This is a genomic window from Mycobacterium sp. 852013-50091_SCH5140682 (assembly GCF_001665685.1).
GTDB lineage: Bacteria > Actinomycetota > Actinomycetes > Mycobacteriales > Mycobacteriaceae > Mycobacterium.
Genome location: NZ_LZTB01000140.1, coordinates 12,681 through 38,109, shown reverse-complemented (window position 1 = coordinate 38,109; position 25,429 = coordinate 12,681). Strand labels below are relative to the sequence as shown.

25 protein-coding genes and 1 pseudogene are annotated in these 25,429 nt (G+C 67.0%); 15 read left to right on the top strand and 11 right to left on the bottom strand.

Features of this window, described 5'->3' with window-relative positions; translation table 11 throughout:
- Nucleotides 1-102: 102 nt before the first annotated feature.
- Nucleotides 103-1,212 carry an alpha/beta fold hydrolase gene (locus tag A5784_RS36585; protein WP_064949749.1) on the top strand — a complete coding sequence of 370 codons (1,110 nt, stop codon included), beginning with the start codon at nucleotides 103-105 and terminating at the stop codon, nucleotides 1,210-1,212.
- A 122-nt stretch (nucleotides 1,213-1,334) separates the two neighbouring features.
- On the opposite strand, the pseudogene A5784_RS36580 reads toward A5784_RS36585, so the two are convergent.
- The 3 genes and pseudogenes from A5784_RS36580 to A5784_RS36570 form a co-directional block, all read right to left on the bottom strand.
- A pseudogene (locus A5784_RS36580) lies at nucleotides 1,335-1,975 on the bottom strand (Maf family protein).
- Nucleotides 1,976-2,017: 42 nt separating this feature from the next.
- Entirely contained in the window at nucleotides 2,018-2,308 is a 291-nt protein-coding gene (locus tag A5784_RS36575; RefSeq protein WP_064949748.1) for an acyl-CoA carboxylase subunit epsilon, read from the bottom strand.
- Nucleotides 2,305-3,942: an acyl-CoA carboxylase subunit beta gene (locus A5784_RS36570; RefSeq protein ID WP_064949747.1), complete on the bottom strand. Its 1,638-nt coding sequence runs from the start codon at nucleotides 3,940-3,942 to the stop codon at nucleotides 2,305-2,307. The genes A5784_RS36575 and A5784_RS36570 overlap by 4 nt, the downstream gene beginning before the upstream one ends.
- Before the next feature lie 126 nt (nucleotides 3,943-4,068).
- Here A5784_RS36570 and A5784_RS36565 point away from each other — a divergent pair, with 126 nt between their 5' ends.
- The 7 genes from A5784_RS36565 to A5784_RS36535 all read left to right on the top strand — a co-directional run bounded on the left by A5784_RS36565 (nucleotide 4,069) and on the right by A5784_RS36535 (nucleotide 11,559).
- A complete protein-coding gene (locus A5784_RS36565; RefSeq protein ID WP_064949746.1) occupies nucleotides 4,069-5,205 on the top strand; it encodes a PucR family transcriptional regulator in 1,137 nt (378 codons plus the stop codon).
- A gap of 115 nt (nucleotides 5,206-5,320) precedes the next feature.
- A complete protein-coding gene (locus A5784_RS36560; RefSeq protein ID WP_064949745.1) occupies nucleotides 5,321-5,875 on the top strand; it encodes a nuclear transport factor 2 family protein in 555 nt (184 codons plus the stop codon).
- 11 nt (nucleotides 5,876-5,886) lie between these two features.
- Nucleotides 5,887-7,536, top strand: a complete 1,650-nt coding sequence (casI, locus tag A5784_RS36555) for a steroid-22-oyl-CoA synthetase (protein WP_064949769.1) — start codon at nucleotides 5,887-5,889, stop codon at nucleotides 7,534-7,536.
- Nucleotides 7,533-9,083 carry an FAD-binding protein gene (locus tag A5784_RS36550; RefSeq protein ID WP_064949744.1) on the top strand — a complete coding sequence of 517 codons (1,551 nt, stop codon included), beginning with the start codon at nucleotides 7,533-7,535 and terminating at the stop codon, nucleotides 9,081-9,083. The genes casI and A5784_RS36550 overlap by 4 nt, the downstream gene beginning before the upstream one ends.
- The gene (locus A5784_RS36545) at nucleotides 9,076-10,203 is read left to right on the top strand and encodes a 3-ketosteroid-9-alpha-monooxygenase, oxygenase component (RefSeq protein WP_064949743.1); all 1,128 of its coding nucleotides are present in this window, start codon (nucleotides 9,076-9,078) and stop codon (nucleotides 10,201-10,203) included. Before A5784_RS36550 ends, A5784_RS36545 begins: the two co-directional genes overlap by 8 nt.
- A gap of 27 nt (nucleotides 10,204-10,230) precedes the next feature.
- A complete protein-coding gene (locus A5784_RS36540; protein ID WP_064949742.1) occupies nucleotides 10,231-11,031 on the top strand; it encodes a biotin--[acetyl-CoA-carboxylase] ligase in 801 nt (266 codons plus the stop codon).
- Nucleotides 11,032-11,040: 9 nt separating this feature from the next.
- Nucleotides 11,041-11,559 carry a PH domain-containing protein gene (locus A5784_RS36535; RefSeq protein WP_064949741.1) on the top strand — a complete coding sequence of 173 codons (519 nt, stop codon included), beginning with the start codon at nucleotides 11,041-11,043 and terminating at the stop codon, nucleotides 11,557-11,559.
- Here the strand turns inward: A5784_RS36535 and A5784_RS36530 are convergent.
- Nucleotides 11,514-12,176, bottom strand: a complete 663-nt coding sequence (locus tag A5784_RS36530; protein ID WP_064949740.1) for a GtrA family protein — start codon at nucleotides 12,174-12,176, stop codon at nucleotides 11,514-11,516. The two genes, A5784_RS36535 and A5784_RS36530, sit on opposite strands and share 46 nt — an antisense overlap.
- Before the next feature lie 114 nt (nucleotides 12,177-12,290).
- Here A5784_RS36530 and A5784_RS36525 point away from each other — a divergent pair, with 114 nt between their 5' ends.
- Nucleotides 12,291-13,493, top strand: a complete 1,203-nt coding sequence (locus tag A5784_RS36525) for a 5-(carboxyamino)imidazole ribonucleotide synthase (protein ID WP_064949739.1) — start codon at nucleotides 12,291-12,293, stop codon at nucleotides 13,491-13,493.
- Entirely contained in the window at nucleotides 13,483-14,001 is a 519-nt protein-coding gene (gene purE, locus A5784_RS36520) for a 5-(carboxyamino)imidazole ribonucleotide mutase (protein ID WP_064949738.1), read from the top strand. The genes A5784_RS36525 and purE overlap by 11 nt, the downstream gene beginning before the upstream one ends.
- 28 nt (nucleotides 14,002-14,029) lie before the next feature.
- Here purE and A5784_RS36515 read toward each other — a convergent pair whose 3' ends face one another.
- Nucleotides 14,030-14,683 carry a TetR/AcrR family transcriptional regulator gene (locus tag A5784_RS36515; protein WP_064949737.1) on the bottom strand — a complete coding sequence of 218 codons (654 nt, stop codon included), beginning with the start codon at nucleotides 14,681-14,683 and terminating at the stop codon, nucleotides 14,030-14,032.
- Between the two features lie 136 nt (nucleotides 14,684-14,819).
- On the opposite strand from A5784_RS36515, the gene A5784_RS36510 reads away from it, so the two are divergent.
- Nucleotides 14,820-15,989, top strand: a complete 1,170-nt coding sequence (locus tag A5784_RS36510; protein WP_064949736.1) for an acyl-CoA dehydrogenase — start codon at nucleotides 14,820-14,822, stop codon at nucleotides 15,987-15,989.
- A gap of 89 nt (nucleotides 15,990-16,078) precedes the next feature.
- Here the strand turns inward: A5784_RS36510 and A5784_RS36505 are convergent, their stop codons facing one another.
- Nucleotides 16,079-16,786 carry a TIGR03089 family protein gene (locus tag A5784_RS36505; RefSeq protein ID WP_156750970.1) on the bottom strand — a complete coding sequence of 236 codons (708 nt, stop codon included), beginning with the start codon at nucleotides 16,784-16,786 and terminating at the stop codon, nucleotides 16,079-16,081.
- Nucleotides 16,783-18,270 (bottom strand): LCP family protein, encoded by a 1,488-nt coding sequence (locus A5784_RS36500; RefSeq protein ID WP_064949735.1) that lies wholly within the window; start codon nucleotides 18,268-18,270, stop codon nucleotides 16,783-16,785. The genes A5784_RS36505 and A5784_RS36500 overlap by 4 nt, the downstream gene beginning before the upstream one ends.
- Before the next feature lie 66 nt (nucleotides 18,271-18,336).
- Between A5784_RS36500 and rfbD the strand changes: the two genes are divergently transcribed.
- Genes rfbD through manB form a run of 3 tightly spaced genes read left to right on the top strand, consistent with a single transcriptional unit; the run spans nucleotide 18,337 to nucleotide 21,207 of the window.
- Complete coding sequence (rfbD, locus tag A5784_RS36495) at nucleotides 18,337-19,233, top strand: dTDP-4-dehydrorhamnose reductase (RefSeq protein ID WP_064949734.1); 897 nt, start codon at nucleotides 18,337-18,339, stop codon at nucleotides 19,231-19,233.
- Nucleotides 19,230-20,126 carry a glycosyltransferase family 2 protein gene (locus A5784_RS36490; protein WP_064949733.1) on the top strand — a complete coding sequence of 299 codons (897 nt, stop codon included), beginning with the start codon at nucleotides 19,230-19,232 and terminating at the stop codon, nucleotides 20,124-20,126. The genes rfbD and A5784_RS36490 overlap by 4 nt, the downstream gene beginning before the upstream one ends.
- Before the next feature lies 1 nt (nucleotide 20,127).
- Complete coding sequence (gene manB / locus A5784_RS36485; protein WP_029367820.1) at nucleotides 20,128-21,207, top strand: mannose-1-phosphate guanylyltransferase; 1,080 nt, start codon at nucleotides 20,128-20,130, stop codon at nucleotides 21,205-21,207.
- Between the two features lie 20 nt (nucleotides 21,208-21,227).
- Here manB and A5784_RS36480 read toward each other — a convergent pair whose 3' ends face one another.
- The 3 genes from A5784_RS36480 to cofD are packed head-to-tail and all read right to left on the bottom strand — an operon-like array spanning nucleotide 21,228 to nucleotide 24,138.
- The gene (locus A5784_RS36480) at nucleotides 21,228-21,794 is read right to left on the bottom strand and encodes an NUDIX hydrolase (protein WP_064949732.1); all 567 of its coding nucleotides are present in this window, start codon (nucleotides 21,792-21,794) and stop codon (nucleotides 21,228-21,230) included.
- On the bottom strand, nucleotides 21,791-23,134 hold the full coding sequence (locus A5784_RS36475) for a coenzyme F420-0:L-glutamate ligase (RefSeq protein WP_064949731.1): 1,344 nt from the start codon (nucleotides 23,132-23,134) through the stop codon (nucleotides 21,791-21,793). The genes A5784_RS36480 and A5784_RS36475 overlap by 4 nt, the downstream gene beginning before the upstream one ends.
- Nucleotides 23,131-24,138 carry a 2-phospho-L-lactate transferase gene (cofD, locus tag A5784_RS36470; RefSeq protein WP_064949767.1) on the bottom strand — a complete coding sequence of 336 codons (1,008 nt, stop codon included), beginning with the start codon at nucleotides 24,136-24,138 and terminating at the stop codon, nucleotides 23,131-23,133. The genes A5784_RS36475 and cofD overlap by 4 nt, the downstream gene beginning before the upstream one ends.
- A gap of 292 nt (nucleotides 24,139-24,430) precedes the next feature.
- Between cofD and A5784_RS36465 the strand changes: the two genes are divergently transcribed.
- Nucleotides 24,431-24,820: a WhiB family transcriptional regulator gene (locus A5784_RS36465; RefSeq protein ID WP_064949766.1), complete on the top strand. Its 390-nt coding sequence runs from the start codon at nucleotides 24,431-24,433 to the stop codon at nucleotides 24,818-24,820.
- 118 nt (nucleotides 24,821-24,938) lie between these two features.
- Here the strand turns inward: A5784_RS36465 and A5784_RS36460 are convergent, their stop codons facing one another.
- A complete protein-coding gene (locus A5784_RS36460) occupies nucleotides 24,939-25,403 on the bottom strand; it encodes a metallopeptidase family protein (protein WP_064949730.1) in 465 nt (154 codons plus the stop codon).
- Between the last annotated feature and the right edge of the window lie 26 nt (nucleotides 25,404-25,429).

Genomic DNA, 25,429 nt, shown 5'->3' with positions numbered 1-25,429 from the left:
TCCTTTCGGATGGATGCGGGTATGGTGCCGGCGCCCGTCGGACTCGGAGTTTGACGCAGGCGCCCGCGGGTATTCAAGCCCGAAAAAGAGGAGAGATGCCCGATGAATGCGGCGACATCCGGTCGAGCAGGAGCCAGGGTTCGACTGTCCCACCACGTGATTCGGCTCGACGACGGACATCAAGTCGGTGTGTCCGTCGGAGGCAGGGGGGTACCGTTGGTTTTTCTGCACGGGCTGGGACTGAGCCGGCGGGCGTATCTCCGAATGCTCAGTCGGGTCGCCGGTCTCGGCTTCCTGGTTGTCGCCGTCGACACCCCAGGCCACGGCGATACCCACGATCTACCCTGTGACGCAGGAGAACTCAGCGACCGGGCCGATCTGGTGATCCGAACTCTCGATGCGCTCGGCATCGACCGAGCGGTGTTCGCGGGGCATTCGATGGGCGGCAGGATGACGATCCATCTCGCTGCCGGCGCGCCTGATCGGGTGATGGCGGCGATCCTGTTCGATGCCGCTGCGGGGAGTTCCTTCGACACGGCGGTATCGGCCGCGGTGCATTCGCCCCGGGAGATATGGCGCGCACTGTCCGGAGCGTTGACCGACTTGTCGCGCGACCCGTTCTGGATGCAGATCGCTTCCGCGAGTAGGTATCTGCGCCTGCTGACCGCTGTCACGATGGGCAGGTTGATGCCGTCGACGGGACTGACCGGTGCGGCGCGAGCGATCCTGCAGTCGGGGGAATGCGCCCCGCTACTGCGCATCATGCGAGATCGGCATATCCCGACGATGGTGGTCCACGGGGACGCCGATGCGATCGTGCCCTTCGAAAGTGCTTGCGACGTCGCAGATGACGCCGATGCCACGCTGTACCGGGTGCGCGACGCCTACCACTCCTGGCTCATCACCAACCCCCGGCACGGGGCCGATTCGATGCGGCGACTGCTAGACGGGGCATTGGGCGACGTCCTTCGTCAGACCGCCGACGCGTTGGGCATCGACGACTGGCGCGATGTCGCCGCGTGGGACCGGGCCCTCGTCGCGCCGGATGCATGGGTTCGAAAACTCAACGTGGACAGCAACTTACTCGGTATCGACGTGCGTGAGCGGGTCGACATGGAACTGGTGCGCCGAGCCGGACGGGCCGGTACCGCCGGGCGCCGCGTTGCGGCGATGCGCGAGATGCTGAGACCGAGCGACGCCCGTACCGCCTGAGCGGCAAGCGGCCCCGGTCACGTTTTGTGCGCGTCCTGGTCGCCGACCTCTCGGTCTTCGAGGTCGATGAAGTCCGCCTTGGCGTCGGTGGTAGCCCGAATCAGCCAAGTGAATCTCGATGATCAGACCGAAGCCGATGCCGTCCAGAGATCGCCGACCGAAACGCCGGCGTCGGCCAGCATCCGGCGCAGCACCGGCAGACTCAGGCCGATGACATTCGATGGGTCGCCCTCGATGCGGTCGACGAACCAGCCACCCAGCCCGTCGAGCGTGAAGCCACCCGCGACGCCGAGAGGTTCCCCGGTGGCCAGGTAAGCCTCCAGGTCCTCGGCCGTCGGGGTGGCGAAATGCACTGTGGTAACCGCTGTTTCGATGATGCGATGGCGCACGGAGCCGGTGCGCACCGTGACGACGGCGTGGCCGGTGTACAGCTGACCGGCCTGCCCGGACATCGCCAGCCACTGCTCACGTGCCCGCTCGCGCGTACTTGTTTGCCGCTCAACCGGCCGTTCAGGAAAAGCATGGAATCGCAGCCGATCACCACACAGTCGGTGGCGTACGCGGCGGGCAGCCGGGTCACGACATCGTCGGCCTTGGCGGCGGCCAGTTCTGCGACCACCAACCCGGGTGCAGCGTCGCCCAGTCCGGCGATGATCGCGTCCTCGTCGACACCCGAGACCACCACCTGCGGCTCGATGCCGGCTTGGCGCAGCACGCCGAGCCGGCCCGTCGACGCCGAACCCAGGACGACCCGCGTCATCAGTACCGTTCCTTCGTTGCGCAACCGCTCATCGGGCTGATTGCGTCAGCGCCGGATGTGGGTCCGCTCCAACAGCGTCACCCGCTGCCAGCTGAAGAGCGCGTAGCGCAGCTTGTCCACCGGGTGGCCCCACAGGTTGCGCTCGCGCAGGATCGGCTCGGTGCCACCGCCGCCGGCGGCACCCAGTACGGCCATCAGCGCGGCCATGTCCTCGTCGGTCGGGTTGCCGCTGAGCACCTTGATGTGTGCCTCGTGGTCGGCTTTCGCGTCGTCGGCCGGAGCTTCCACGGCCACTTCCTCCCCGCTCACAGCAGCTGAATCGTTCGCCCCGCTCACAGTGGAATGTTCCCGTGCTTCTTCGGCGGCGTCTGCACGATCTTGCGCTCCAGCAGCCGCAGGGCCGTACCGATGTAGCCGCGGGTGTGCGACGGCGGGATCACCGCGTCGACGTAACCCCGCTCGGCGGCGATGTAGGGGTTGACCAAGGTGTCCTCGTAGGTCTGCTGCAGTTCGAGGCGCAGGGCGTCGACGTCCTTGCCCTCGTTGGCGGCCTCCTTGAGCTGCCCGCGGTAGACGAAGCCCACCGCGCCGGACGCGCCCATGACGGCGATCTGCGCCGTCGGCCACGCCACGTTCACGTCACAGCCCATGTCCTTGGACCCCATCACGCAGTACGCGCCGCCGTAAGCCTTGCGGGTGATGACGGTGATCTTCGCGACGGTGGCCTCGCCGTAGGCGTACAGCAGCTTGGCGCCGCGGCGGATGATGCCGTTGTACTCCTGGTCGGTGCCGGGCAGGAAGCCGGGAACGTCGACCAGCATGACGATCGGGATGTTGAAGCAGTCGCAGGTGCGGACGAACCGCGCGGCCTTCTCGGAAGCGTTGATATCCAGGCAGCCCGCGAACTGGGTGGGCTGGTTGGCGACGATGCCGACCGGGCGGCCCTCGATGCGGCCGAACCCGATGATGATGTTCTGCGCGTAGCCGGCCTGCACCTCGAGGAACTCGTCGTCGTCGAGGATGCGCGAGATGACCTCGTGCATGTCGTACGGCTGGTTCGGGGAATCCGGGATCAGGGTGTCGAGCTCAAGGTCCTCTTCGGTGAGGTTGTCCTCGATGGCGCCCTCCGGTGCCGGAGCCGGGTAGTGCGGCGGCTCGGCGTAGTTGTTCGGGGGCAGGTAGCTCAGCAGGTCGCGGACGTAGTCGAAGGCGTCCTGCTCGCCCGAGGCGACGTAGTGCGCGGTACCCGACTTGGCTTCGTGGGTATGCGCGCCGCCCAGCTCCTCCATGGTGACGTCCTCGCCGGTGACGGTCTTGATGACGTCAGGGCCGGTGATGAACATCTGGCTGGTCTGATCGACCATGACGATGAAGTCGGTCAGCGCGGGGGAGTAGACGTGGCCACCTGCGGCGGCACCCATGATGAGCGAGATCTGCGGGATGACGCCCGAGGCCAGGATGTTGTTGCGGAAAATCTGGCTGTACAGGCCGAGGGAGACCACACCCTCCTGGATGCGGGCGCCTGCGCCGTCGTTGATGCCGATCAGTGGCCGGCCGGTCTTGATGGCCAGCTCCTGCACCTTGACGATCTTCTCGCCGTAGACCTCACCGAGGCTGCCGCCGAACACCGTCGCGTCCTGGCTGAAGATGCAGACGTCGCGGCCGTCGATGGTGCCGTAGCCGGTCACCACGCCGTCACCCAGCGGGCGGTTCTCGGCCAGGCCGAAGTTGGTGCTGCGGTGCCGCGCCAGCGCGTCCAGTTCGACGAACGAGCCCTCGTCGAGCAGCGCGTAGATGCGCTCGCGGGCTGTCAGCTTGCCCTTGGCGTGCACCTTCTCGACGGCGGCCTCGCCGACGGGATGCAGCGTCTCTTCGGTGCGCTTGCGCAGGTCGGCAAGCTTGCCTGCAGTCGTGTGGATATCCACCTTGTGCTCGGCTTGGGCTTCCGCCGGCTCGGTAACGCTCGTCATGGGTCACGATGCTATCGGTAACCCTAAGATACGTCTAAGAGAGGTGGGCGTGGCGCGCGTCACTCTGTCCGGCGCTGTGTGCTGCGGATGGTATGCCCGCAGTGCGCTGGGCATACCCTCTGGAGCATGACGACGGGGCCGGTTCTGCTGTCGGAACTGGGCACCGATCCCGCATCGGTGCTGCGTCTCGTCGCGCAGTTCGACGCCCTTGAGGAACAAGAGGCCAACGCCGACGCCGCGGTGCGGTTTGCCGCGCTGGTCGCGCAGTGCCCGGTGGGCGTGTGCTGGCCGGGCGGGACCGTCGTCCGCTACGACGCATCCGGACGGCCGGATCCCGTCGACGGCGACCGGGTGCCCGAGCCGGATGGACCCGAGGCCCTCGCTTGGCTGGAACGTGACGGCCGCGGACACCCCCTCGACGAGGTCCTGCTGGACCGGTTGCGCCGAGTGGTGCGTCGGGTCGCCGCGAGAACGAGCGGGACCCCGCATCTGGGTGACCCGGCCCTGCTCGAGGTCGTGCTGTCGGGCAAGGAACACCGCGAAGACCGCGCTCGGGCCATCCGGCTGCTGGGGCTCGATGAGACCAGGCCGACGTGTGTGCTGGCGGCGTCGGGCCATTCGCCGCCCGAGACCGTGCGCCTGATCACCGGTGAGCTGCCTGTGTCGACGGTGCGATCGGCGGTGATCGGCAATGCGACAGCCATCCTGTGCCAAGGGTCCGTCGATATGCGGGAGCTCTCCGATCGTCTCGAGCGCGTCGTCGTCGAGCGCTTCCCGGCGGTGGTGAACACGCACGCCGCAGCGGGGCCCTGGGTGGGAATCGGCTCCGTGGGAACCGTATTCAGCGCTTCGGCCTCGTGGCACGAAGCGGTGCGCGCGTTGCGATTCGCGTCGTCGACCGGATTCGGCAGGCGCGTGGTCGCTTACGAACGGCTCAGCTCGCTGGAGCTGCTGGCCGACCTCCCGATCGATCGGGTGTGGCGCAATCGAGGTGTGGCCCGGATCAACGAGATTGCGTCAACGCCTGCGGGTCAACTGGACGTGGAGACCACCGAGGCCTTCTTCGTCTACGGATCGCTGCGCCGCACCGCCGCCGAACTGCACGTGCACCACAGCACGGTCGCGGCCCGGTTGGCGAGGATTCAGGCCCGGATGGGATGGGATTTCGAAGATCCGGTGGACCGCTTCCTGGGCACGTTGGTGCTCATGGTTCGGCGGATCGCGCTGTCATCGGCCGAGCTCGCCGACGCCGATCTGCTCTAGACGCGACTGTCGGGTGGATTGCCCGAATCGGCCGACGCACGGCGGGTGACGCACGTCACCGTGTTGACCAAGATTGCGGTGCAGCCCAGTACAGCTCATCCGACAAGGAGGCCCCGTGGCCATCATCGATCCGACCCGCACCTGGGAACCTCTGGAGCAGCGTCTCGCCATCACCACCGACGAACGCCACCGGGTCGTCCTGCAGACCGTCATTGACCACATGAAGGCCGAGCGCAACGCCGACCTCGACGCGCTGATGGCGACCGTCGCCCCCAACCCCGAGTACCACTTCTGGAGTTCCGGCACCGACGATTTCGGCCCCAAGGGCTTCGATGTGGTGCGCGGCTACTACGCCGATTTCGTCGCCGGCCGCACCAATGTCCTTGAGTTCGAGGTGACCCGGCTGATCGTCGACGACAACGCCCTGGTGACCGAGGGCCTGCTCAAGCAGATCTACCCCGGCGCTGCGGCCGCGGCCATCGGCATCCCCGTCGACGACGAATCCGCCGATTACCTCGTGGTGTTCCGCCAACTGCTGGTGTGGCCCATCGACGAGAATGGCCTGGTGTTGGGCGAAGACTCCTACTGCCCGGGGGTGATCAGCGTGACCAAGCTCGCCGCCGAGGACCTGCCGCAGGCCTACGTCGACATGATGGCCGCCCCGGCCTGATGGCAGACCCGATGCGCGACACCGTAGCCGCCATGCTGCTCGACCGGGTGGGCGACGAGCGGCTCGGCCTGCGCACCCGTGAGCAGGACTGGACCTGGGACCAGGTGGTGGCCGAATCGGCCGCTCGGGGCGCGCTGGCCCAGTCGCTGCGCCGCGACGGGCCCTTCCACATCGGTGTGCTGCTGGAGAACGTGCCCGACTTCCTGTTCTGGCTGGGTGGCGCTGTGCTGGTCGGGGCCACCGTCGTCGGTATCAATCCGACCCGCGGAGCCGCCGAGCTGGAAGCCGAAATCCGGTTTGCCGATTGCCAATTGATCGTCACGGACGCCGCGGGCGCGCAACGGCTGAGCGGACTGGACCTCGGATTGGCCGCCGACCGGTTCATGGTCGTCGATACCGACGAATACCGCGACGCCGTCGCCGCGCACCACGTGGTGCCCACGGTCGCCGCAGGAGTCGATGCCACAACGCTGATGCTGCTGTTGTTCACCTCAGGCACCACGGGGGCGTCCAAGGCGGTCAAGTGCAGCCAGGGCCGGCTGGCGATGATCGCCAACGCCGCGGCCGAGAAGTTCGGCCATGTCCGCGACGACGTCGAATACTGCTGCATGCCACTGTTCCACGGCAACGCGATCATGGCGCTGTGGGCGCCTGCGCTGTCCGTGGGCGCCACGGTATGCCTCACCCGTTCGTTCTCGGCGTCGGGATTCATGCCCGATGTCCGGTACTTCGGCGCGACGTTCTTCACCTACGTCGGTAAGGCCCTGGGCTACCTGATGGCGACGGAAGAGCAGCCCGACGACGCGGACAACACCCTGCAGCGCGGCTTCGGAACCGAGGCGTCGCCCGACGACCAGGCCGAGTTCCGGCGTCGCTTCGACGCCGAACTTTTCGAGGGGTACGGATCGAGCGAGGGAGGCGGTGCGGTCGCGATTGCGCCTGACGCTCCCGCCGGAGCACTGGGCCGGCCCGCCCACCCCGGTGTCGCCATCGTCGATCCCGAAACGTTGAAGGATTGCGCGCCAGCGGTTTTCGACGAACATGGCCGAGTGCTCAATCCGGACGACGCGGTCGGCGAGATCGTCGACAAATTCGGCACCCGCACGTTCGAGGGCTACTACAAGAACGACGAAGCCAACGCCGAACGCATCCGCAACGGCTGGTACTGGACCGGCGATCTTGGATACCTCGACGAGCGGGGGTTCATCTACTTCGCAGGCAGGCGCGGTGACTGGATCCGGGTCGACGGCGAGAACATCTCGGCGCTGACCATCGAGCGGGTGTTGCGCCGGCACCCCGACGTGGTGGCTGCCGGTGTGTTCGCCGTGCCGGATCCGCGCTCGGGTGACCAGGTGATGGCGGCCGTCGAGGTGGCCGATCCGTCGACGTTCGACACCGCCGCATTCACCGCCTACCTGACCGGGCAAGCCGACCTCGGGGCCAAGGGTGTGCCGCGGTTTCTGCGGCTGTCGAAGAACCTGCCCGTCACGGGATCCAACAAGGTGCTCAAACGCGAACTGCAACAACAACGTTGGCACACCGACGAGCCCGTGTACCGGTGGGTGGGACGCGGCGCGCCGGTGTATGAAGCCATGGGCGACGATGCCAAGGACGCGCTGGACGCCGAGTTCGCGCAGTACGGGAGGCAGCGTTACCTATGACGACGTGGGACGAAGAGTGCGATGTACTGGTCGCGGGGTCCGGTGGCGGTGGACTGACCGGCGCGTACACCGCGGCCCGCGAGGGGTTCGACGTGATCCTTGTCGAGGCCACTGACAAATTCGGTGGCACCACAGCGTATTCCGGCGGCGGTGGAGTCTGGTTTCCGTGCAACCCGGTGTTGCAGCGCGAAGGTACCGACGACACCATCGAGGACGCGCTCGAGTACTACCACGCCGTCGTCGGTGATCGCACCCCACGGGACTTGCAGGATGCCTACGTGCGCGGCGGCGCCGGTCTCATCGAATACCTCGAGGCCGACGACAACCTGAAATTCGCGGCGCTGCCGTGGCCGGACTACTTCGGCAAGGCACCCAAGGCGCGCGCCGACGGGCAACGGCACATCGCGGCACGCCCGCTCAAGGTGGCCAAGGCGCCACACCTGCGGGAGCTGGTCCGCGGCCCGCTGGACGCCGACCGACTCGGTGCCGAGCAGCCCGACGACTATTTCATCGGCGGGCGCGCTCTGATCGCCCGGTTCCTGAAAGCCATCGGGCACTACCCGAACGAGTCATTGCGGCTCAACGCCACCCTGGTCGAACTGGTTCGGTCCGACGGCCGGGTGACCGGCGCCATCGTCGAGTCCGACGGCGTGCGCCGCGCCATCCGCGCCCGCCGCGGTGTGCTGCTCGCCGCGGGCGGATTCGAATGCAACGACGAATTGCGGGCCCGCTACGGGGTGCCGGGTACCGCGCGAGACACTATGGGGCCGTGGGGAAATCTCGGCCGCGCCCACGAAGCAGGCATGGCCGTGGGCGCCGACGTCGACCTGATGGACCAGGCTTGGTGGTCACCCGGGCTGACCCACCCCGACGGCCGGTCGGCGTTCGCGCTGTGGTTCACCGGCGGCATCTTCGTCGACCAGAACGGGTGTCGCTTCGTCAACGAGTCGGCGGCCTACGACCGGATCGGCCGCGCCGTGCTGCGGCGGCTCGCCGACGGCACGATGAGGCTGCCGTTCTGGATGGTCTACGACGACAAAGAAGGACTCGCGCCGCCCATCAAAGCCACCAATGTCTCGATGGTGCACCAGGATCGCTACATCGAGGCCGGGCTGTGGCACACCGCGGACACGCTCGCCGAACTCGCCGACAAGATCCGTGTCCCGGCCGAGGCGCTCATTGCCACCGTCGACCGATTCAACTCGTTTGTCGCCACCGGCGTCGACGAGGACTTCGGTCGCGGCGACGAACCGTACGATCGCGCGTTCTCCGGAGGTGCGTCGCCGTTGGTGGCCATCGATCGCGGACCATTTCACGCGGCGGCTTTCGGAGTGTCCGATCTGGGCACCAAGGGCGGCTTGCGCACCGACGCCGCCGCGCGGGTGCTCGACACCACGGGCGCTGTCATCGACGGTCTGTACGCCGCGGGCAACACGATGGCCGCACCGAGCGGCACCGCCTACCCGGGCGGGGGAAATCCGATCGGCACCAGCATGCTGTTCAGCCACCTGGCGGTCAAAGACATGCTAGGGAAGACGTATGAGTAATATCCGTGAAATCGATGCTGGCGCACCGATGACCCGGTTTGCCCGAGGCTGGCACTGCCTGGGCCTGGCCGAGAATTTCCGTGACGGGCAGCCCCACGGCATCGAGGCATTCGGAACCAAGCTCGTGGTGTACGCCGACTCGACCGGTGAACTGCACGTACTCGATTCCTACTGCCGGCACATGGGCGGTGACCTGTCGATGGGAACCGTCAAAGACGACAATCTGGCGTGCCCGTTCCATGACTGGCGGTGGGGTGGCGACGGCAAGTGCAAGCTGGTGCCGTACGCCAAACGCACGCCGCGACTGGCACGTACGCGGACCTGGCCGGTCCACGAGGTCAACGGTCAGTTGCTCGTGTGGCACGACCCCGAAGGGTCGACCCCGCCACCGGAGTTGCTTCCGCCGACCATCGAGGGCTACGACGACGGTATCTGGTCGCCATGGCAATGGAATTCGATCCTCATCGAGGGCTCGAACTGTCGCGAGATCGTGGACAACAACGTCGACATGGCGCACTTCTTCTATATCCACCATGCCTATCCGACGTTCTTCAAGAACGTCATCGAAGGCCACACCGCCAGCCAGTTCATGGAATCGAAGCCGCGGCCGGACTACGCCACCAGAGAACTCTGGGATGGCACGTATTTGCGTTCCGAGGCAACATATTTCGGCCCTGCTTACATGATCAACTGGCTGCACAACGATCTCGCGCCGCAGTTCACCGTCGAGATCGCGCTCATCAATTGCCACTACCCGGTCACCCACGACTCGTTCGTGTTGCAGTGGGGTGTCGCGGTCCAGCGGAATCCGGGACTGCCACCGGAGAAGGCCGAGAAGCTCGCGGCGACGATGAGCCGCACCTTCGGCGACGGCTTCATGGAGGACGTCGAGATCTGGAAGAACAAGACGCGCATCGAGAATCCGCTGCTCACCGAGGAGGACGGCCCGGTCTATCAGCATCGCCGTTGGTACGAGCAGTTTTACGTCGATCTCGCCGATGTCGAGCCGGACATGACGGCGCGCTTCGAGCAGGAGGTAGACACCACGCACGCCAACGACCTCTGGCAGCAGGAAGTCGCCGAGAACATGGCGGCGAAGGCGAGTACTACCGCCGGTTGATGCCGGGTTGGCCGTAAGCTGACCGCGATGAACACCAGGCCACCACTGGACGTGACGGTGCTGCGCGACGGGCTGGCCGGCCTGCCGTGGCGGCGCGTCGACGTCGTCGAGGAAACCGGATCGACCAACGCCGACCTGCTGGCCAGGGCTGCCGCAGGCGAGGACATCGCAGGCAACGTGTTGTTCGCCGAGTATCAGAGCCAAGGCCGCGGCAGGCATGGCAGGCAGTGGTCGGCGCCCGCGCGTTCGCAACTGTCGGTGTCGGTCGGCGTGGACGCCTCCGCGGTCCCCGTCGAAACGTGGGGTTGGCTCCCGCTGGCGACCGGTGTCGCCGTCGTCGACGCGGTCGCCGAGGTCACCGGCGTGCGCGTCGGCCTCAAGTGGCCCAACGACGTGCTGGTCGGTCCGGACGGCGGCAAACTGGCGGGCATCCTGTCCGAGGTGGCGTCGCCGTCTCAGGTCATCGTGGTCGGGCTCGGTCTGAACGCAACCATGACGGCCGAGGAAGCGCCCGACCCGCGGGCCACGTCGCTCACGCAACTCGGTGCCGCCACGGTCGATCGCAACCCGTTGGCCCAGGTGCTGCTGCGGCACCTGGCCGCTCGCATCGACGCATGGCGTCGCGGCGATCCCGCGCTGGCGGCCGACTATCTGAGTCGCAGCGTGACCGTCGGTACCCGGGTGCGTGCCACCATGCCCGGCGATCAGGCCGTCGTCGGTGTCGCCGAGGCGATCGACGAACTGGGCCGTCTGGTCATCGACACCGGCAGCGAGCAGGTAAAGGTGTCCGCCGGCGACATCACCCATCTCCGTCCCGACGAACCGTAGGGTGCTGCCGTGGGTTACCCGCAGAACGTGCTGGCCAAGGACGAGCAGGTGGTCCTGCACCGGCACCCGCACTGGAAGCGCCTGATCGGCGCGGTGGTGGTGCTGGTGGTCGCCAGTGCCGTCGCGGCGTTCGCCGCCGCGGTGGTCAACACCACCGACTGGCAGTCGACCGCCAAGAATGTGCTGTTCATCGTGATCGGCGCCATCTGGTTGATCGTCGTCGGCTGGCTGACGGTATGGCCGTTTCTGAACTGGTGGACCACCCACTTCGTCATCACCGACCGGCGGGTCATGTATCGCCACGGCGTGCTGACGCGCTCCGGCATCGACATCCCGCTGGCGCGGATCAACAGTGTCGAATTCCGGCACGGCCTGAGCGATCGGCTGCTGCGCACCGGAACGCTGATCATCGAATCGGCATCACAGGATCCGCTGGAGTTCCACGACATACCCCGCGTGGAGCGGGTGCACTCACTGCTGTATCACGAAGTTTTCGACACCCTGGGCTCCGAAGAGTCCCCGAGCTGACGGTTGCGCCGGCCGGGCCGACGTAACGGAGTGACAGTGCCGGTCTGGCGCTGATGCTCGGCGTGATCCTCGAACGCTTCGGCGATGCCGCCACCGGTGAAGGTGGATTCCAGCGCCAGTTCGGGGTTGTCGACGAACTCGTCGGGGAAGACCCAGCGCCGGAACGCCCAGAAGCGGAAGGCCATCTGCAGCAGGTTGCCCAGGATGTAGGCCGAAATGAAGTCGGCGATGTTCTCGACCGTCAACGAGACTTCTGGCACCCGCAATCCCAGCACGTAACTGGAGAAGTACAGCGGGAGCATCGACAACAGCACGCCGACCCCGCTGAACGCGAAGAACAGCAGCGCCTCGTGGTGGCGCTCCCGGCCGCCGCGGTTCTGGAAGCTCCATTCGCGGTTGAGGATGTAGGACGCGATCACCGCGACGATGCCCGCGATGATCTTGGCGGTCACCGGTTTGGGCTCCAACACCGTCAGCTTGAGGGTGTAGAAGATCGCCGAGTCGATGACGAACGTCGTCGCCCCGACGATCGCGAACTTGATCAGCTCGTGATGACGTTCGGCGAACGGACGGACGAATCGCGGTAGTCGTGCGATCGTCGCATCGGCAAAGGACACAACTCCGCAGTGTACGTATACAACCTGTCACTTGCCGCATCGTTGCCTGCCGCCAAGCCTTAACAGCAGGTCAATGCGGTGGCCATGGCGAACACGTGAATGCCACATGACACGATGTACACCGTGCCGAATACACCCAACAGCCCGGTCGTCGTCATGATCGGCGGTGGTCAGCTCGCCCGGATGACACACCAGGCGGCCATCGCGCTGGGCCAGACCCTGCGGGTCCTGGCCAACGGGACCGACGATCCCGCCGCCCAGGTCACCCCCGACGTCGTCATCGGGTCGCACACCGACCTCGACGCGCTGCGCCAGGCCGCCAAGGGCGCCTCGGTGCTGACCTTCGACCACGAGCATGTGCCCACCGAGCACCTGGAAAAACTGGTTGCCGAGGGGATCACCGTGGCGCCTCCGCCGGAGGCCCTGGTGCACGCACAGGACAAGTTGTTGATGCGTCGCCGTCTCGAGGCCCTCGGTGCCCCGGTCCCGCGGTACACGGAGATCACCTCGGTCGATGACGTCGAGGCGTTCGTGCGCCTGATCGACGGTCCTGTGGTGATCAAGACCATCCGGGGCGGCTACGACGGCAAGGGCGTGTCGATGGCCGACGACCTGGAGCAGGCCCGCGAGATCGTGGCGGGCTACCTGGGTGACGGTGTGCCGGTGCTGGCCGAGGAACGCGTCCAGATGCGTCGGGAGCTCGCTGCGCTCGTCGCGCGTTCGCCGTTCGGGCAAGGTGCCGCGTGGCCGGTGGTGGAGACCGTGCAGCGCAACGGCATCTGTGTGGAGGCCTACGCCCCGGCTCCCGGCTTGTCCGACGACCTGGGCGCCGAGGCGCAGGAACTGGGCCTGCGACTGGCCAACGAACTCGGTGTCGTCGGCGTGCTGGCCGTCGAGTTGTTCGAGACGGTCGACGGCAAGCTCCTGGTCAACGAGCTGGCGATGCGACCGCACAACTCCGGGCACTGGACCATGGACGGAGCTGTCACCAGCCAGTTCGAGCAGCATCTGCGGGCGGTACTGGACTATCCGCTGGGCGACACCTCGGCCATCGCGCCCTTCACGGTGATGGCCAACGTGCTCGGCGCGCCCGAGACGCCTGCCATGTCGATGGATGAGCGCATGCATCACCTGTTCGCCCGGATGCCCGAGGCCAAGGTGCATCTGTACGGCAAGGGGGAGCGGCCGGGCCGCAAGATCGGCCACGTCAACATGCTCGGTTCCGATGTGACCGAACTGCGGGAGCGCGCGGTCCGCGCAGCGCACTGGCTCTCGCACGCGGAATGGACCGATGGATGGGATTCACATGCCGAGTGAGGCGAATCAGCCCCGCGTCGGGCTCATCATGGGCAGCGACAGCGACTGGTCGGTGATGTCCGACGCGGCGACCGCGCTGGCCGAATTCGAGGTGCCGTTCGAGGTCGGAGTCGTCTCGGCGCATCGCACGCCTGGGCGGATGCTCGACTACGCCAAGGGTGCGGCCGACCGCGGCATCGAGGTCATCATCGCCGGGGCCGGCGGGGCAGCTCATCTGCCCGGCATGGTGGCCTCGGCCACCCCGCTGCCTGTGATCGGTGTTCCGGTGCCGCTGGCCCGGCTCGACGGCATGGATTCGTTGTTGTCCATCGTCCAGATGCCCGCCGGTGTTCCCGTCGCCACGGTCTCGATCGGGGGCGCCCGCAACGCGGGGCTGCTGGCCGTGCGCATCCTCGGCGCTGCCGACACGGCGCTGCGGGCCCGCATGTCGGCGTTCCAGGCCGATCTGGAGGCCATGGTGCTGGCCAAAGACGCCGCACTGCGAGATCGCCTGCTGGGCGACAGCTGACCGAGGCGCGGGGTAGCCCCCGCGCCGGTCAATCGCCGATCAACCCGCGAATGCGGGACGTCAGAGACTCGATCGGCTCATCGGTGGACATCACCACAACTGCGGTGCGACCGTCGCCGCCCCGATAGATAGGCCAGGTCGCGGCCAGTGCCTCGGCCAGGTCGGACCGCGGGTTGGGCACGTCGCCACGCAGCCATCGGCGCAGCACATGGTTGTGTGCAGCGACGACGGCGTTGGCGAACAGTTCGGCGCGCAGGTCCGCCGTCCAGTCCCCGGTCTGCGCGGTCCGCAGGTGTTTGGTGAACAACCGCGCATACCGCGACACCACGGCCGTCTCGAAATCGCGCAGGGTGGGCACCGACCGGGTGAGCCGATACCTCGTTCGGGCCCGGTCGCCCTCGGCGAGATAGTGCTCGAACACCGAGGTTGCCACCGCGATGACTTCGGCGGGGAGCGCCTCGGCAGGCACTGTCGACAATCTCTCGTCTGCGCGGCGCAGCAATGCTTCGTGATCGGGAAAGATCAACGCCTCTTTCGATCCGAACTGACGAAACGCGGTGGTGCGTCCCACCTGCGCCCGTGCCGCGATGTCATCGACGCTGGCGGCTTCGTATCCACGTTCTTCGAACAGCTCGAATGCCGCGCTCACCAGGCGCTCTCGGGTGCTGGGCAGGCTGGGCATGGGCGCACCTCTTCCAGGTACTGAGTTCCGATGCTATGGTACTGAGTACCAAACGTAGCAGGGCGATGTACTCGATGAGTAGTCCGGGCAACGATGGAATCAAGCGAGCCAAGAGCTGAAAACGAAGGAGAAGATCATGGCTGCATGGGGCGGTAATCCGTCGTTTGATCTGTTTCAGCTGCCGGAGGAGCACCAGGAGCTTCGCGCGGCGATCAGGGCGCTGGCGGAGAAGGAGATCGCCCCGCACGCTGCCGACGTCGACGAGAATGCCCGGTTCCCACAGGAGGCGTTGGACGCGCTGAACGCCTCGGGGTTCAACGCGGTGCACGTCCCCGAGGAGTACGGCGGGCAGGGTGCCGATTCGGTGGCGGCATGCATCGTCATCGAGGAAGTTGCCCGGGTGGATTGTTCGGCGTCGCTGATCCCGGCGGTCAACAAGCTGGGCACCATGGGATTGATCCTGCGCGGCAGCGAGGACCTCAAGAAGCAGGTGCTGCCGTCGTTGGCCGACGGTTCGGCGATGGCGTCGTACGCCCTGTCCGAGCGGGAGGCCGGTTCGGACGCCGGGTCGATGCGGACCCGCGCCAAGGCCGACGGTGATGACTGGATCCTCAACGGCACCAAGTGCTGGATCACCAACGGCGGCAAGTCGACCTGGTACACCGTGATGGCGGTGACCGATCCGGACAAAGGCGCCAACGGCATTTCCGCGTTCATCGTGCACAAGGACGATGAGGGCTTCAGCGTGGGCCCGAAGGAACGCAAGCTCGGCATCAAGGGCTCGCCGACGACCGAGCTGTATTTCGAGAACTGCCGGATTCCGGGTGATCGCATCATCGGCGAGCCGGGCACGGGGTTCAAGACGGCGTTGGCGACGCTGGATCACACCCGCCCGACCATCGGCGCCCAAGCGGTGGGGATCGCGCAGGGAGCGCTGGACGCGGCGATCGCATATACCAAGGACCGCAAGCAGTTCGGGCAGTCGATCAGCGAATTTCAGGCCGTCCAGTTCATGTTGGCCGATATGGCCATGAAGCTCGAGGCCGCCCGGTTGATGGTGTACCACGCTGCCGCGCGTGCCGAACGCGGTGAGACCAACCTGGGCTTCATCTCGGCGGCGTCGAAGTGCTTTGCCTCCGACGTAGCCATGGAGGTGACCACCGATGCGGTGCAGCTGTTCGGCGGCGCGGGCTACACCGTGGACTTCCCGGTCGAGCGAATGATGCGGGACGCCAAGATCACTCAGATCTACGAAGGCACCAACCAGGTCCAGCGCGTGGTCATGAGCCGCGCCCTGCTCAAGTAGTTCACGCGTCACTTTCTGCGCGCGAGCAGTCACAAAGGTCCGGGACACGCCGCGGTTCCGGGCCTTTGGTGTCTGCTCGCCAAGCCAATTCAGCCCCGGGTGACCTTCTCCATCGCACGGCGACGCTCCAGCGCCGCCGGATCGGGATTGGCAACCTGCACCAGCGACGCGCCGGCCACGAACACCGACAGCAGATGCTCCACGAGAGCGTCGGCCGTGTCCCAGGTTGCGGTGTCGAGCACCCGGTCCCGACTGGTGAAACCGTGTGCGGCTGCGGCATTTCGGGCGGCGTCGAGAACTTCGGCGACGGACCGGCCTGCCAGCGCCGGACCGGGGTGACGCTCCGGCACGATCTGATCGCCGTGCACCCGCACAGCGGTCGCGTAGTCGGTCACGCCGATCGGCAGATCCGCAGCGGGCTTGCCGAACGGGTCCAGTGAGAGCACCGCCACCTCACCGCCGCTCACGGTGTCGTCGGCTTCGTCGAGCCGGTCGCGGGTGCACAGCGCGATGTCGGCGGGATCGTCGTTGAGCACCACTTCACTGCCGATCCACCACGCGCCGAACAGCACCGCGGCCGTCTGCCAATGCGCGGGCAACAGCACCGCGACCCTGGTCCCCGGGCCCGCGCCCAGCTCATCGCGTAACAGGTTGGCGGTCTTGGCCGCCCAGTTGGCCAGCGTCACAGCGGACAACTCGATGCGCTCACCGGTGGCATCGTCGTAGTACGTGATCCGGGGCCCCGCAGGATCGGAGGCCAGGAGGGGATCGAGGACGGCGGCGCTGAGGGTGCTCAATTCACACACGCCGGATCGTCCGAGCCTGCGGTGAGGATGGGCGAGGGCGGCGGCGGTGCCTCCCCGGTGTCGGTGCTGGCGGCGGAAGTCGAACCGGTGGTGGCCGATTCGGCGTCGAGGGTGGCATCGTGACCGTCGAGACCGGAGCCCGGTCCGGTGTAGTCCGCGGTCAGCACCACGCGCACAGTACCCGGCGGGACCGAGGCGTCCTCGGTGACCGGGAGTCCGCCGAGGTCCTTCGAAACCGCTTGCGCACCAAGGTCATCGGTCTTGGCTGCCTGCACCTGGCTGCCCGAAACCGTACCGCCCTGGTGATTGCCGGTATCGCCGGGCGTGAAGCCCTTGGTCGTCAGCACATGTGACACCGCGGCGGCCAGCCCGTTGATGTCGCTCGCGTTGACCACCTGCACGGTGGTCTTGTCCGGCGAATACGCGACCTGTTCGGTCTTGCCCTCACTTTGGTCCTGCAGCAGGCCCGACACCCAATCGTGCACCTGGGTCGGGTCGACCCGAACCACGCTCTGCATGCCGTCGTCGCTCCAGCCGTCCTCCTGCAGCACGGGGATGGTCGCGAACGCCACGTTGCCCGCCGCCAGCTTCTGCAGCTGATCGATGAAATCCATGACATCCCACCCGCTGGACATCACCACTGAGCGCTGCACGGCTTCGCGCAGCTTGCCCAGCGTGGACGGGCTGGACAGGGTCTTGCCCGAGATCACGTCGTGGGCCAGCGCGGCCATCACCGCCTGCTGACGGGTGACGCGGTCCAGGTCGCCGCGCGGCAGGTCGTGGCGTTGCCGCACGAAGCTCAACGCTTGCGGGCCGTTGAGCTTCTGCCAGCCGGCCGGGAAATCGGCACCCGAAAGTGGTTCGTCGACGGCGTTTTTCAAGCACACGTTCACGCCGCCGAGCGCGTCGGTGATCAAGGCGAACCCCAGCAGCCCGATTTCGGCGTAGTGATCGACGGTGACACCGGTCAGGTTGGCGACCGTCTTGATCAGCTCTTCGCGTCCGGCCTCGACGGCCTGCGGCTCGGCGACGGCGGGATCTTCGCCCTGGACCTCGACGAGCTGTTTCATCTTGTCGAGCTTGACGTCGCCGAACACGCCGTTGATCTTCATCTTTCCCCAGCCCGGCGCCTCGACGTAGGAGTCGCGGGGGATGGAGATCGCGGTGGCGGACTTCCCGTTGTTCGGGATGCGGACCAGGATGATCGTGTCGGTATTGGTCGAGACATCGTCGCCTGCGCGCAACGTCTCCAGTTCCTGTTCGGACAGCGGGTTGCCATGCGCGTCGGTGCGGCTGTCCATCCCGACCAGCAGGATGTCGATCGCACCATCGTCGCCGCCTCCGCCGAGCGCGGCGGAACTGATGTGGTTGATGCCCGATTCGAACGAACGGATCTGGCTCCAGGCCACTCCCGTCCCGAGGACCACGGCGGAGGCTGTGGTCACAGCGAGCGCGCGGATGAGGCGGTTAGGCACCTGCCCAGGCTACTTGCGGGGTACGCGTGAGCCGGGTAACGCTGACCGGCGTGCCAGACTCGGCGTATGTCGCAGCGCATTGTCGTCACCGGGGCCGGTGGCATGCTTGGCCGTGTTTTGACTGATCAGGCCCGTCGCGCCGGGCGCGAGGTGCTGGCCTTGACGTCGTCGGAATGTGACATCACCGATCGGGAATCGGTGCGTCGGCACGTCGCGACCGGCGACGTGGTGATCAACTGCGCGGCATACACCCAGGTCGATGCCGCCGAAACCGACGAGGCGCGGGCCTACGAGGTCAACGCGGTGGGTGCGGGCAATATCGCGCAGGTGTGCGCGCAGACCGGCGCCGACCTGATCCATGTCTCCACCGACTACGTGTTCGACGGAGTGTTCGACGGGGATCGGCGCCCCTACGAGATCGATGACGAGACCAAACCGATCAATGCCTACGGCCGCACCAAACTGGCAGGTGAGCAGGCCGTGCACGCGGCCAAACCGGATGCGCACGTGGTCCGCACCGCGTGGGTCTACAAGGGCGGCGAGGGCACCGACTTCGTCGCCACCATGCGGCGGCTGGCCGCGGGGGACAAGGCGATCGACGTCGTGGACGATCAGATCGGCTCGCCGACATACGTCGACGACCTGGCCGCGGCGTTGCTGGAGGTCGCAGGCGGCGGGGTCGGCGGACCCGTGCTTCACGCCGTCAACTCCGGGGTGGCAAGCCGTTTCGAGCTCGCGCAAGCCACGTTCGCCGCAGTGGGTGCCGATCCCGAGCGGGTGCGCCCCGTGGGCAGTGACCGGCATCCGCGACCGGCCACCCGCCCCAATTACACGGTGCTCTCCCAGCAGCGTTCGGTGGCGGCCGGCCTGACCGGGCTGCGGGACTGGCGCGATGCGCTGATCGCGGCCGTCGCGGACACCGGCGGGAACGGCGCCGCCGGACAGCTACCCTCTACGCCGTGACACAGGAAGCCCTGCGCCCACTTGTCGTGGTGACGGTGACGTACTCGCCGGGGCCGCACCTGGAGCGGTTCTTGGCGTCGCTCTCGCTGGCCACCGACCGTCCCGTGACCGTCGTGATGGCCGACAACGGGTCCGTCGACGGCGCACCCGAAGAGGCCGAGCAGCGGTATCCGAACGTGCGGCTGCTGCGTATCGGCGCCAACCTCGGCTACGGCAGCGCGGTGAACCGCGGGGTGGCGGCCTACCACAACGACGACTTCGATCCCGAGTTCTTCGTGGTGGCCAACCCGGACGTGCAGTGGGGTCCCGGCTCGATCGACGTACTGCTGGAGGCCGCGGCGCGCTGGCCCAAGGCCGGCGCGCTGGGCCCGCTGATCCGCGATCCCGACGGTTCGGTGTATCCGTCGGCGCGCCAGCAGCCCAGCTTGGTCCGCGGTGGCATGCACGCCGTCGTCGGGCCGTTCTGGAAGTCCAACCCGTGGACGGCGACCTACCGGCAGGATCACGAGCAGCCCAGCGAACGCCCCGTCGGATGGTTGTCGGGCTCGTGCCTGTTGCTGCGCCACGCTGCTTTCGATCAGATCAACGGCTTCGACGAGCGCTACTTCATGTATATGGAGGACGTCGACCTGGGAGATCGGCTCGGCCGGCAGGGTTGGCAGAACATATACGTACCCGCCGCCGAGGTGTTGCACTACAAGGGCCACTCGACCGGGCGTGACCCCGCCCGCAATTTGGCCGCCCATCACCGCAGTACCTACACTTTTCTGGCCGATAGGTACCCAGCGTCCTGGCAGGCTCCGTTACGGTGGACGATCCGGGGCGCGCTCGCGGTGCGTGCGGGCCTGGTGGTCGGCAGTTCTCGGCGTAAACAGGCGAAAGGGCGGCGTTGAGGTGACCAATCCTGCGGAGGTCGATGCCGTCATACTGGTCGGCGGGCAAGGCACCCGGCTGCGTCCGCTGACGCTCTCGGCGCCGAAACCCATGCTGCCGACCGCGGGACTGCCCTTTCTGACGCATCTGCTCTCGCGCATCGCCGCGGCCGGGGTCACCCACGTGGTGATGGGCACCTCGTACAAGGCCGAGGTGTTCGAGTCCGAGTTCGGCGACGGCTCCAAGCTGGGACTCCAGATCGACTACGTCACCGAAACCGATGCGCTGGGCACCGGAGGTGCCATCGCCAACGTCGCCGGGCACCTGCGCCACGACACCGCGCTGGTGTTCAACGGTGACGTGCTCTCAGGCGCCGACCTGGGCGCGCTGTTGGAGTCACACGACAACCACCAGGCCGATGTGACGCTGCATCTGGTCCGCGTCGGGGATCCCCGTGCCTTCGGCTGCGTGCCGACCGACCCCGACGGCGTCGTGACCGCGTTCCTGGAGAAGACGCAGGATCCGCCGACCGATCAGATCAACGCCGGCTGCTACGTGTTCAAGCGCGACGTGATCGACCGCATCCCGAAGGGCCGGGCCCTTTCGGTGGAACGCGAGGTGTTCCCCGGTCTGCTTGCCGACGGGCATCGCGTGTGCGGATACGTCGACGCCTCCTACTGGCGAGACATGGGCACGCCCGAAGATTTCGTTCGCGGCTCGGCGGACCTGGTTCGCGGGATCGCCCCGTCGCCGGCGCTGCACGGCCAGCGCGGCGAGTCCCTGGTGCACGACGGTGCCGGGGTGGCGCCGGGCGCGCTGTTGATCGGCGGCACCGTGGTGGGCCGCGGGGCCGAGATCGGTGCCGGCGCCCGCCTCGACGGCGCAGTGATCTTCGACGGCGTGCGGGTCGAAGCCGGCGCGGTGATCGAACGCTCGATCATCGGCTTCGGCGCCCGCATCGGGCCGCGGGCCCTGATCCGTGACGGCGTCATCGGAGACGGGGCCGACATCGGTGCCCGCTGCGAACTGCTGCGCGGGGCCCGCGTGTGGCCCGGGGTGTCGATTCCCGACGGCGGCCTGCGCTTCTCGACCGACGTCTGAGGCGTTGACGGTCGCCGAAACTACGCTTTGTGGCGCGAATCGGCCGAAATCGCACCAGAAACCGTAGTTTCGGCGAGTTGACGCAAGCCGAAGTCGGTGCCCCCCGGCAACCCGGCCAACGGCCACCACTGCAGATCCAAAGACTCGTCGCTGCAGGCGATCTCGGCGTCGGCCGGGGCCCGCACCACGAATTGCAGATCGAGGTGGCGGGTCGGGACTCCCAGCGAGCACGTCACCGGATGCACATGCACCGCAGCCAGCTCCGGGTCGATGGTGAGCCCGACGATGCCCGATTCCTCGGTGGCCTCGCGCAATGCGGCCGAGCGGATATCGGGATCGGTGTCCTCGCAATGCCCGCCGAGTTGCAGCCACCGGCCGAAGCGCGGATGCAGGGTGAGCAGAGTCTGGGTGCCGGTGTGGTCGAGCACCAGGGCCGACGCGGTGATATGGCCTGGGACACAGGCCCGTTCGCAGGCGTCGGGTCGGGCCGCCAAAAACGCCAGCACGGCGTGGCGCAGCGTGTCCTGCGCGGGATCGGTTGTCTGCCAAGCCGTGAGAATGTCCACAGCGGACGAGTGCAAACTCATCGCGTTATGAGCAGATCGTCGGCAGACACCGGATCACGCGGCGGCTGCGGCTCTTCGGGATAGCCGATCGCGATGGCGCCCAACGGCTCCCAGTCGGCCGGCAGATCCAGTTCGGCCCGCACCAGATCCGCGGCGAAGATCGTGGAACCGATCCAGCAGCTGCCGACCTCGCGTACGGCGAGCCCGACGAGCAGCGCCTGTACGGCAGCGCCGACCGCCACCGTGAACATGGTGTGCTCTGCCGCGGTGCGGGCGGCGTCGGGGTAACTGTGGGCACCGTCGGGAACCATGAACGGGATGACCAGTTCCGGTGCAGCGTAGAGGATGTCGCCACGGGCCACGCGGCGTTCGACCGATTCGGCGGACCTGCCGTCGCCGGTCAGGTCGGCGCGCCACTGGTCTTTCATGCGATCGAGCAGACGCACGCGCGTGCCGTGGTCGCGGACCCAGACGAACCGGACCGGACGAGTGTGGTGCGGTGCCGGTGCGGTCAGCGCCTCTCCGACAGCGGCTTCGATGAGTTCAGCGGGCACGGGTTCGGCCGAGAATCGGCGGACTGATCGCCGCAGCAGTTGGGCCTGCTTGCGTCCCAAGTCAATTGACTCGGCAGTGCCCAACCAGAACAGGTCGTCTTCGCCGGAGCGCAGCAGGGTGCGCGCGGTGGATCCGTCGTCGGCGAGGTCCAGTCCGCGTACCACAGCCACGGGGATCGCGGTCAGCTTGCCCTTCACCAGATCGGCGGCCGCCGCGATTTCGTCGGCCACGGCGACCTCGGTGACGACGAGTTCATTGCCGTGCCGGTCCATCGCCCCCGCGTAGCCGTGCAGCACGGTCAATCCCGATGCGCCGATGGCGAAATCGGTCTGGCCGTTGCGCCAGGCGCGGCCCATCGTGTCGGTGATCACGACTGCGACGGTGACGCCGAGTCGGTCACGCAGCGCGTCGCGCAGCGCCGCGGCGCTGCCGTCCGGGTCGACGGGGAGCAGGGCCAGTTCGGTGGATCCGACATTGGAACCGTCGACCCCGGCGGCGGCCTGGATCAGTCCGATGGCGTTCTCGGTGATCAGCGTCCGTCCCTTACGGGCCAGCACGCGGACCGCTTCGCTGTCGATCAGCTTGCGCCGCAGCGTATCCCGCTCATCGGGATCGGCAGGCGCGTCGACGATGCGGCCCTCGCACTTGGACACCACCTTGCTGGTGACCACCAGCACGTCGCCGTCACGCAGCCAGGGCGCCGCGGTGGCGATCGCACCCGCCAGGTCGTCGCCGGGCCGGAACTCGGGCAGGCCCGGCACCGGCAGGATCTCCACCCGGTCGGCAGAGCCGTGCTCGGTGGTCACAGTCGAACCCCCGCGAGATCAAGGCCGGCACGCACCATTTCGGCGGTGGTCGCGGGATCGGTCATCAACAGTGGCACTGCGCGCACGGCGACGCCATCGATGTCGGCGTGGTCGCCGGCGTCCACCAGCCAGCCGTCCAGCAGCCCGGTGGCCGACCGCGCCCCGAAATGCCGACCGACGGCTTCGGAGGTGGAGTCCACGCCGATGATCGACAGGCACTCATCTGCCATGCCACGCAACGGTTTTCCCGCCACGATGGGAGAGTAGCCGATGACCGGCGCTGCCGTGGAACGAAGTGCACCGCGGATACCGCCGATCTGCAGGATCGACCCGATGCTCACGACCGGGTTCGACGGTGCCAGCAACACCACGTCCGCCTCGGCGATGGCCTCGGCGACACCCGGTGCCGCGGTAGCTTGTTCGGCGCCGACGTAGGCGAAGCTGTGCGAGGGCACCTGAGCGCGGTAGCGCACCCACCATTCCTGGAAGTGGATAGCGCGCCGCTCGCCCTCGTGCTCGCCGGGCCCCGGGTCGGTGATCACCACGTGCGTCTCGCAGCGGTCGTCGCTGGCGGGCAGCAGCCGCGCGCCCGGTGCCCAACGCTTGCACAGCGCCTCTGTGACCTGCGACAACGGGTAGCCGGCCCGCAGCATCTGGCTGCGGACCAAGTGGGTGGCGAGGTCGCGGTCGCCCAGGCCGAACCAATCGGGCTGTACGCCATAAGCGGCGAGTTCCTCCTTGGCGTGCCAGGTTTCGTTACGATGCCCCCAGCCGCGCTCGGGGTCGATACCGCCTCCGAGTGTGTACATACACGTGTCGAGGTCGGGACAGATCCGCACGCCGAACATCCACGCGTCGTCGCCCACATTGACGATCGCGGTGAGTTCATGGTCCTGTTTCTGGTTGCCAGAGTCGTCGGCAAAGGCGCCGAGTCGCAACAGATTCTGGACGCCCAGCAAAAACCGAGCGCCGCCGACGCCGCCGACCAAAACGGTGATCTTCACAACGGTCGACATTAGGCGCAGAGGGGTCTCGCAAGGAAACGACGTCGTCACGACCAGGACACGCCGATGTTGCGACGCGCCGAATTGATATCACGGGATGGTATGAATTCCTGCCGATCCGCTTGACCCTGGCAGCTAACACGTGTGTAATCACAGCAGTGTCATTTCCCGGTTAGCGACTGATTCCGGTGTTGCAACCCGAGATTCGATCAAATGTTCGAATGAAATGGCCTATATCACAATAGTGGGGCTCCACTGTGGATCTACGAGACCGAGTGAGGAGGCGGGGGAGATGTCTTATGAGAGCGGCGATTTCGATCGTGTTGTCCGGTTTGACAACCGGCTGCTCGGCTCGGTAGACAACGCACCGCACATCAACACCGGGCCGACACCGATGGGGGCAACCGGACGTCCTCAACTGAGTTTGGTTCCCGATCAAATTGATGTTGATCCGGCAACTGAAGATGACCAATGGCAGGAACGTGCATTGTGCGCGCAGACTGATCCAGAGGCATTCTTCCCGGAAAAGGGCGGGTCTACCCGTGAGGCCAAACGCATCTGCCAGGGCTGCGAAGTCAAGGATGCGTGCCTCGATTATGCGCTGGCGCATGACGAACGCTTCGGGATCTGGGGCGGGCTGTCGGAGCGCGAGCGTCGTCGGCTCAAGCGCGGCATTATCTGAAGCTCTGCGCGAAGCGCTTCAGAAAGCACTCTGAGCCGCTTTGCGAAGCGCTCGTGGCGTTCTGAGGCGCTTCGCGTGAGTGTCCGGCGCGGGTTTCTGCTCCTCGCGCCGACGGCACTCAGTCGTCGTCGATCGTCGGATCGATGACCGACGGTTCTACCCCCAGATAGGTGGCCACCTGAGCCACCAGGATTTCATGCAACAGCTCCGCGAGGTCGTCGGCACTCTTGGCCCGACGCTCGATCGGCTTGCGAAACAACACAATTCGGGCCCGGGTGGTATTTCCCCGGACATCTACCCCCGCCGGTATCAACCGGGCCAACGCAATCGGACCATCCGCGATGACCTCCGGCGGCCACTGCACCGTCTCGGGATCCCGCGGTGACATCCGGGGAATTTCATCGACAGCGACGTCGAGCGCACTGACCCGGGAAGCCCACCGCCGCTCGATCGGCTCGTAGGCCTCAAGCACCGCCATGTCGAACCGTTCGGCGCGGCTGCGCCAGCCGGGAACGGATCGGGGAAGCAACGGACCGCGGACGTCGCGACCGCGACGCGATCGCCAAAGGTTCCGCTGAGCCACGCAGGAGATCGTAACGGTTCGAGATC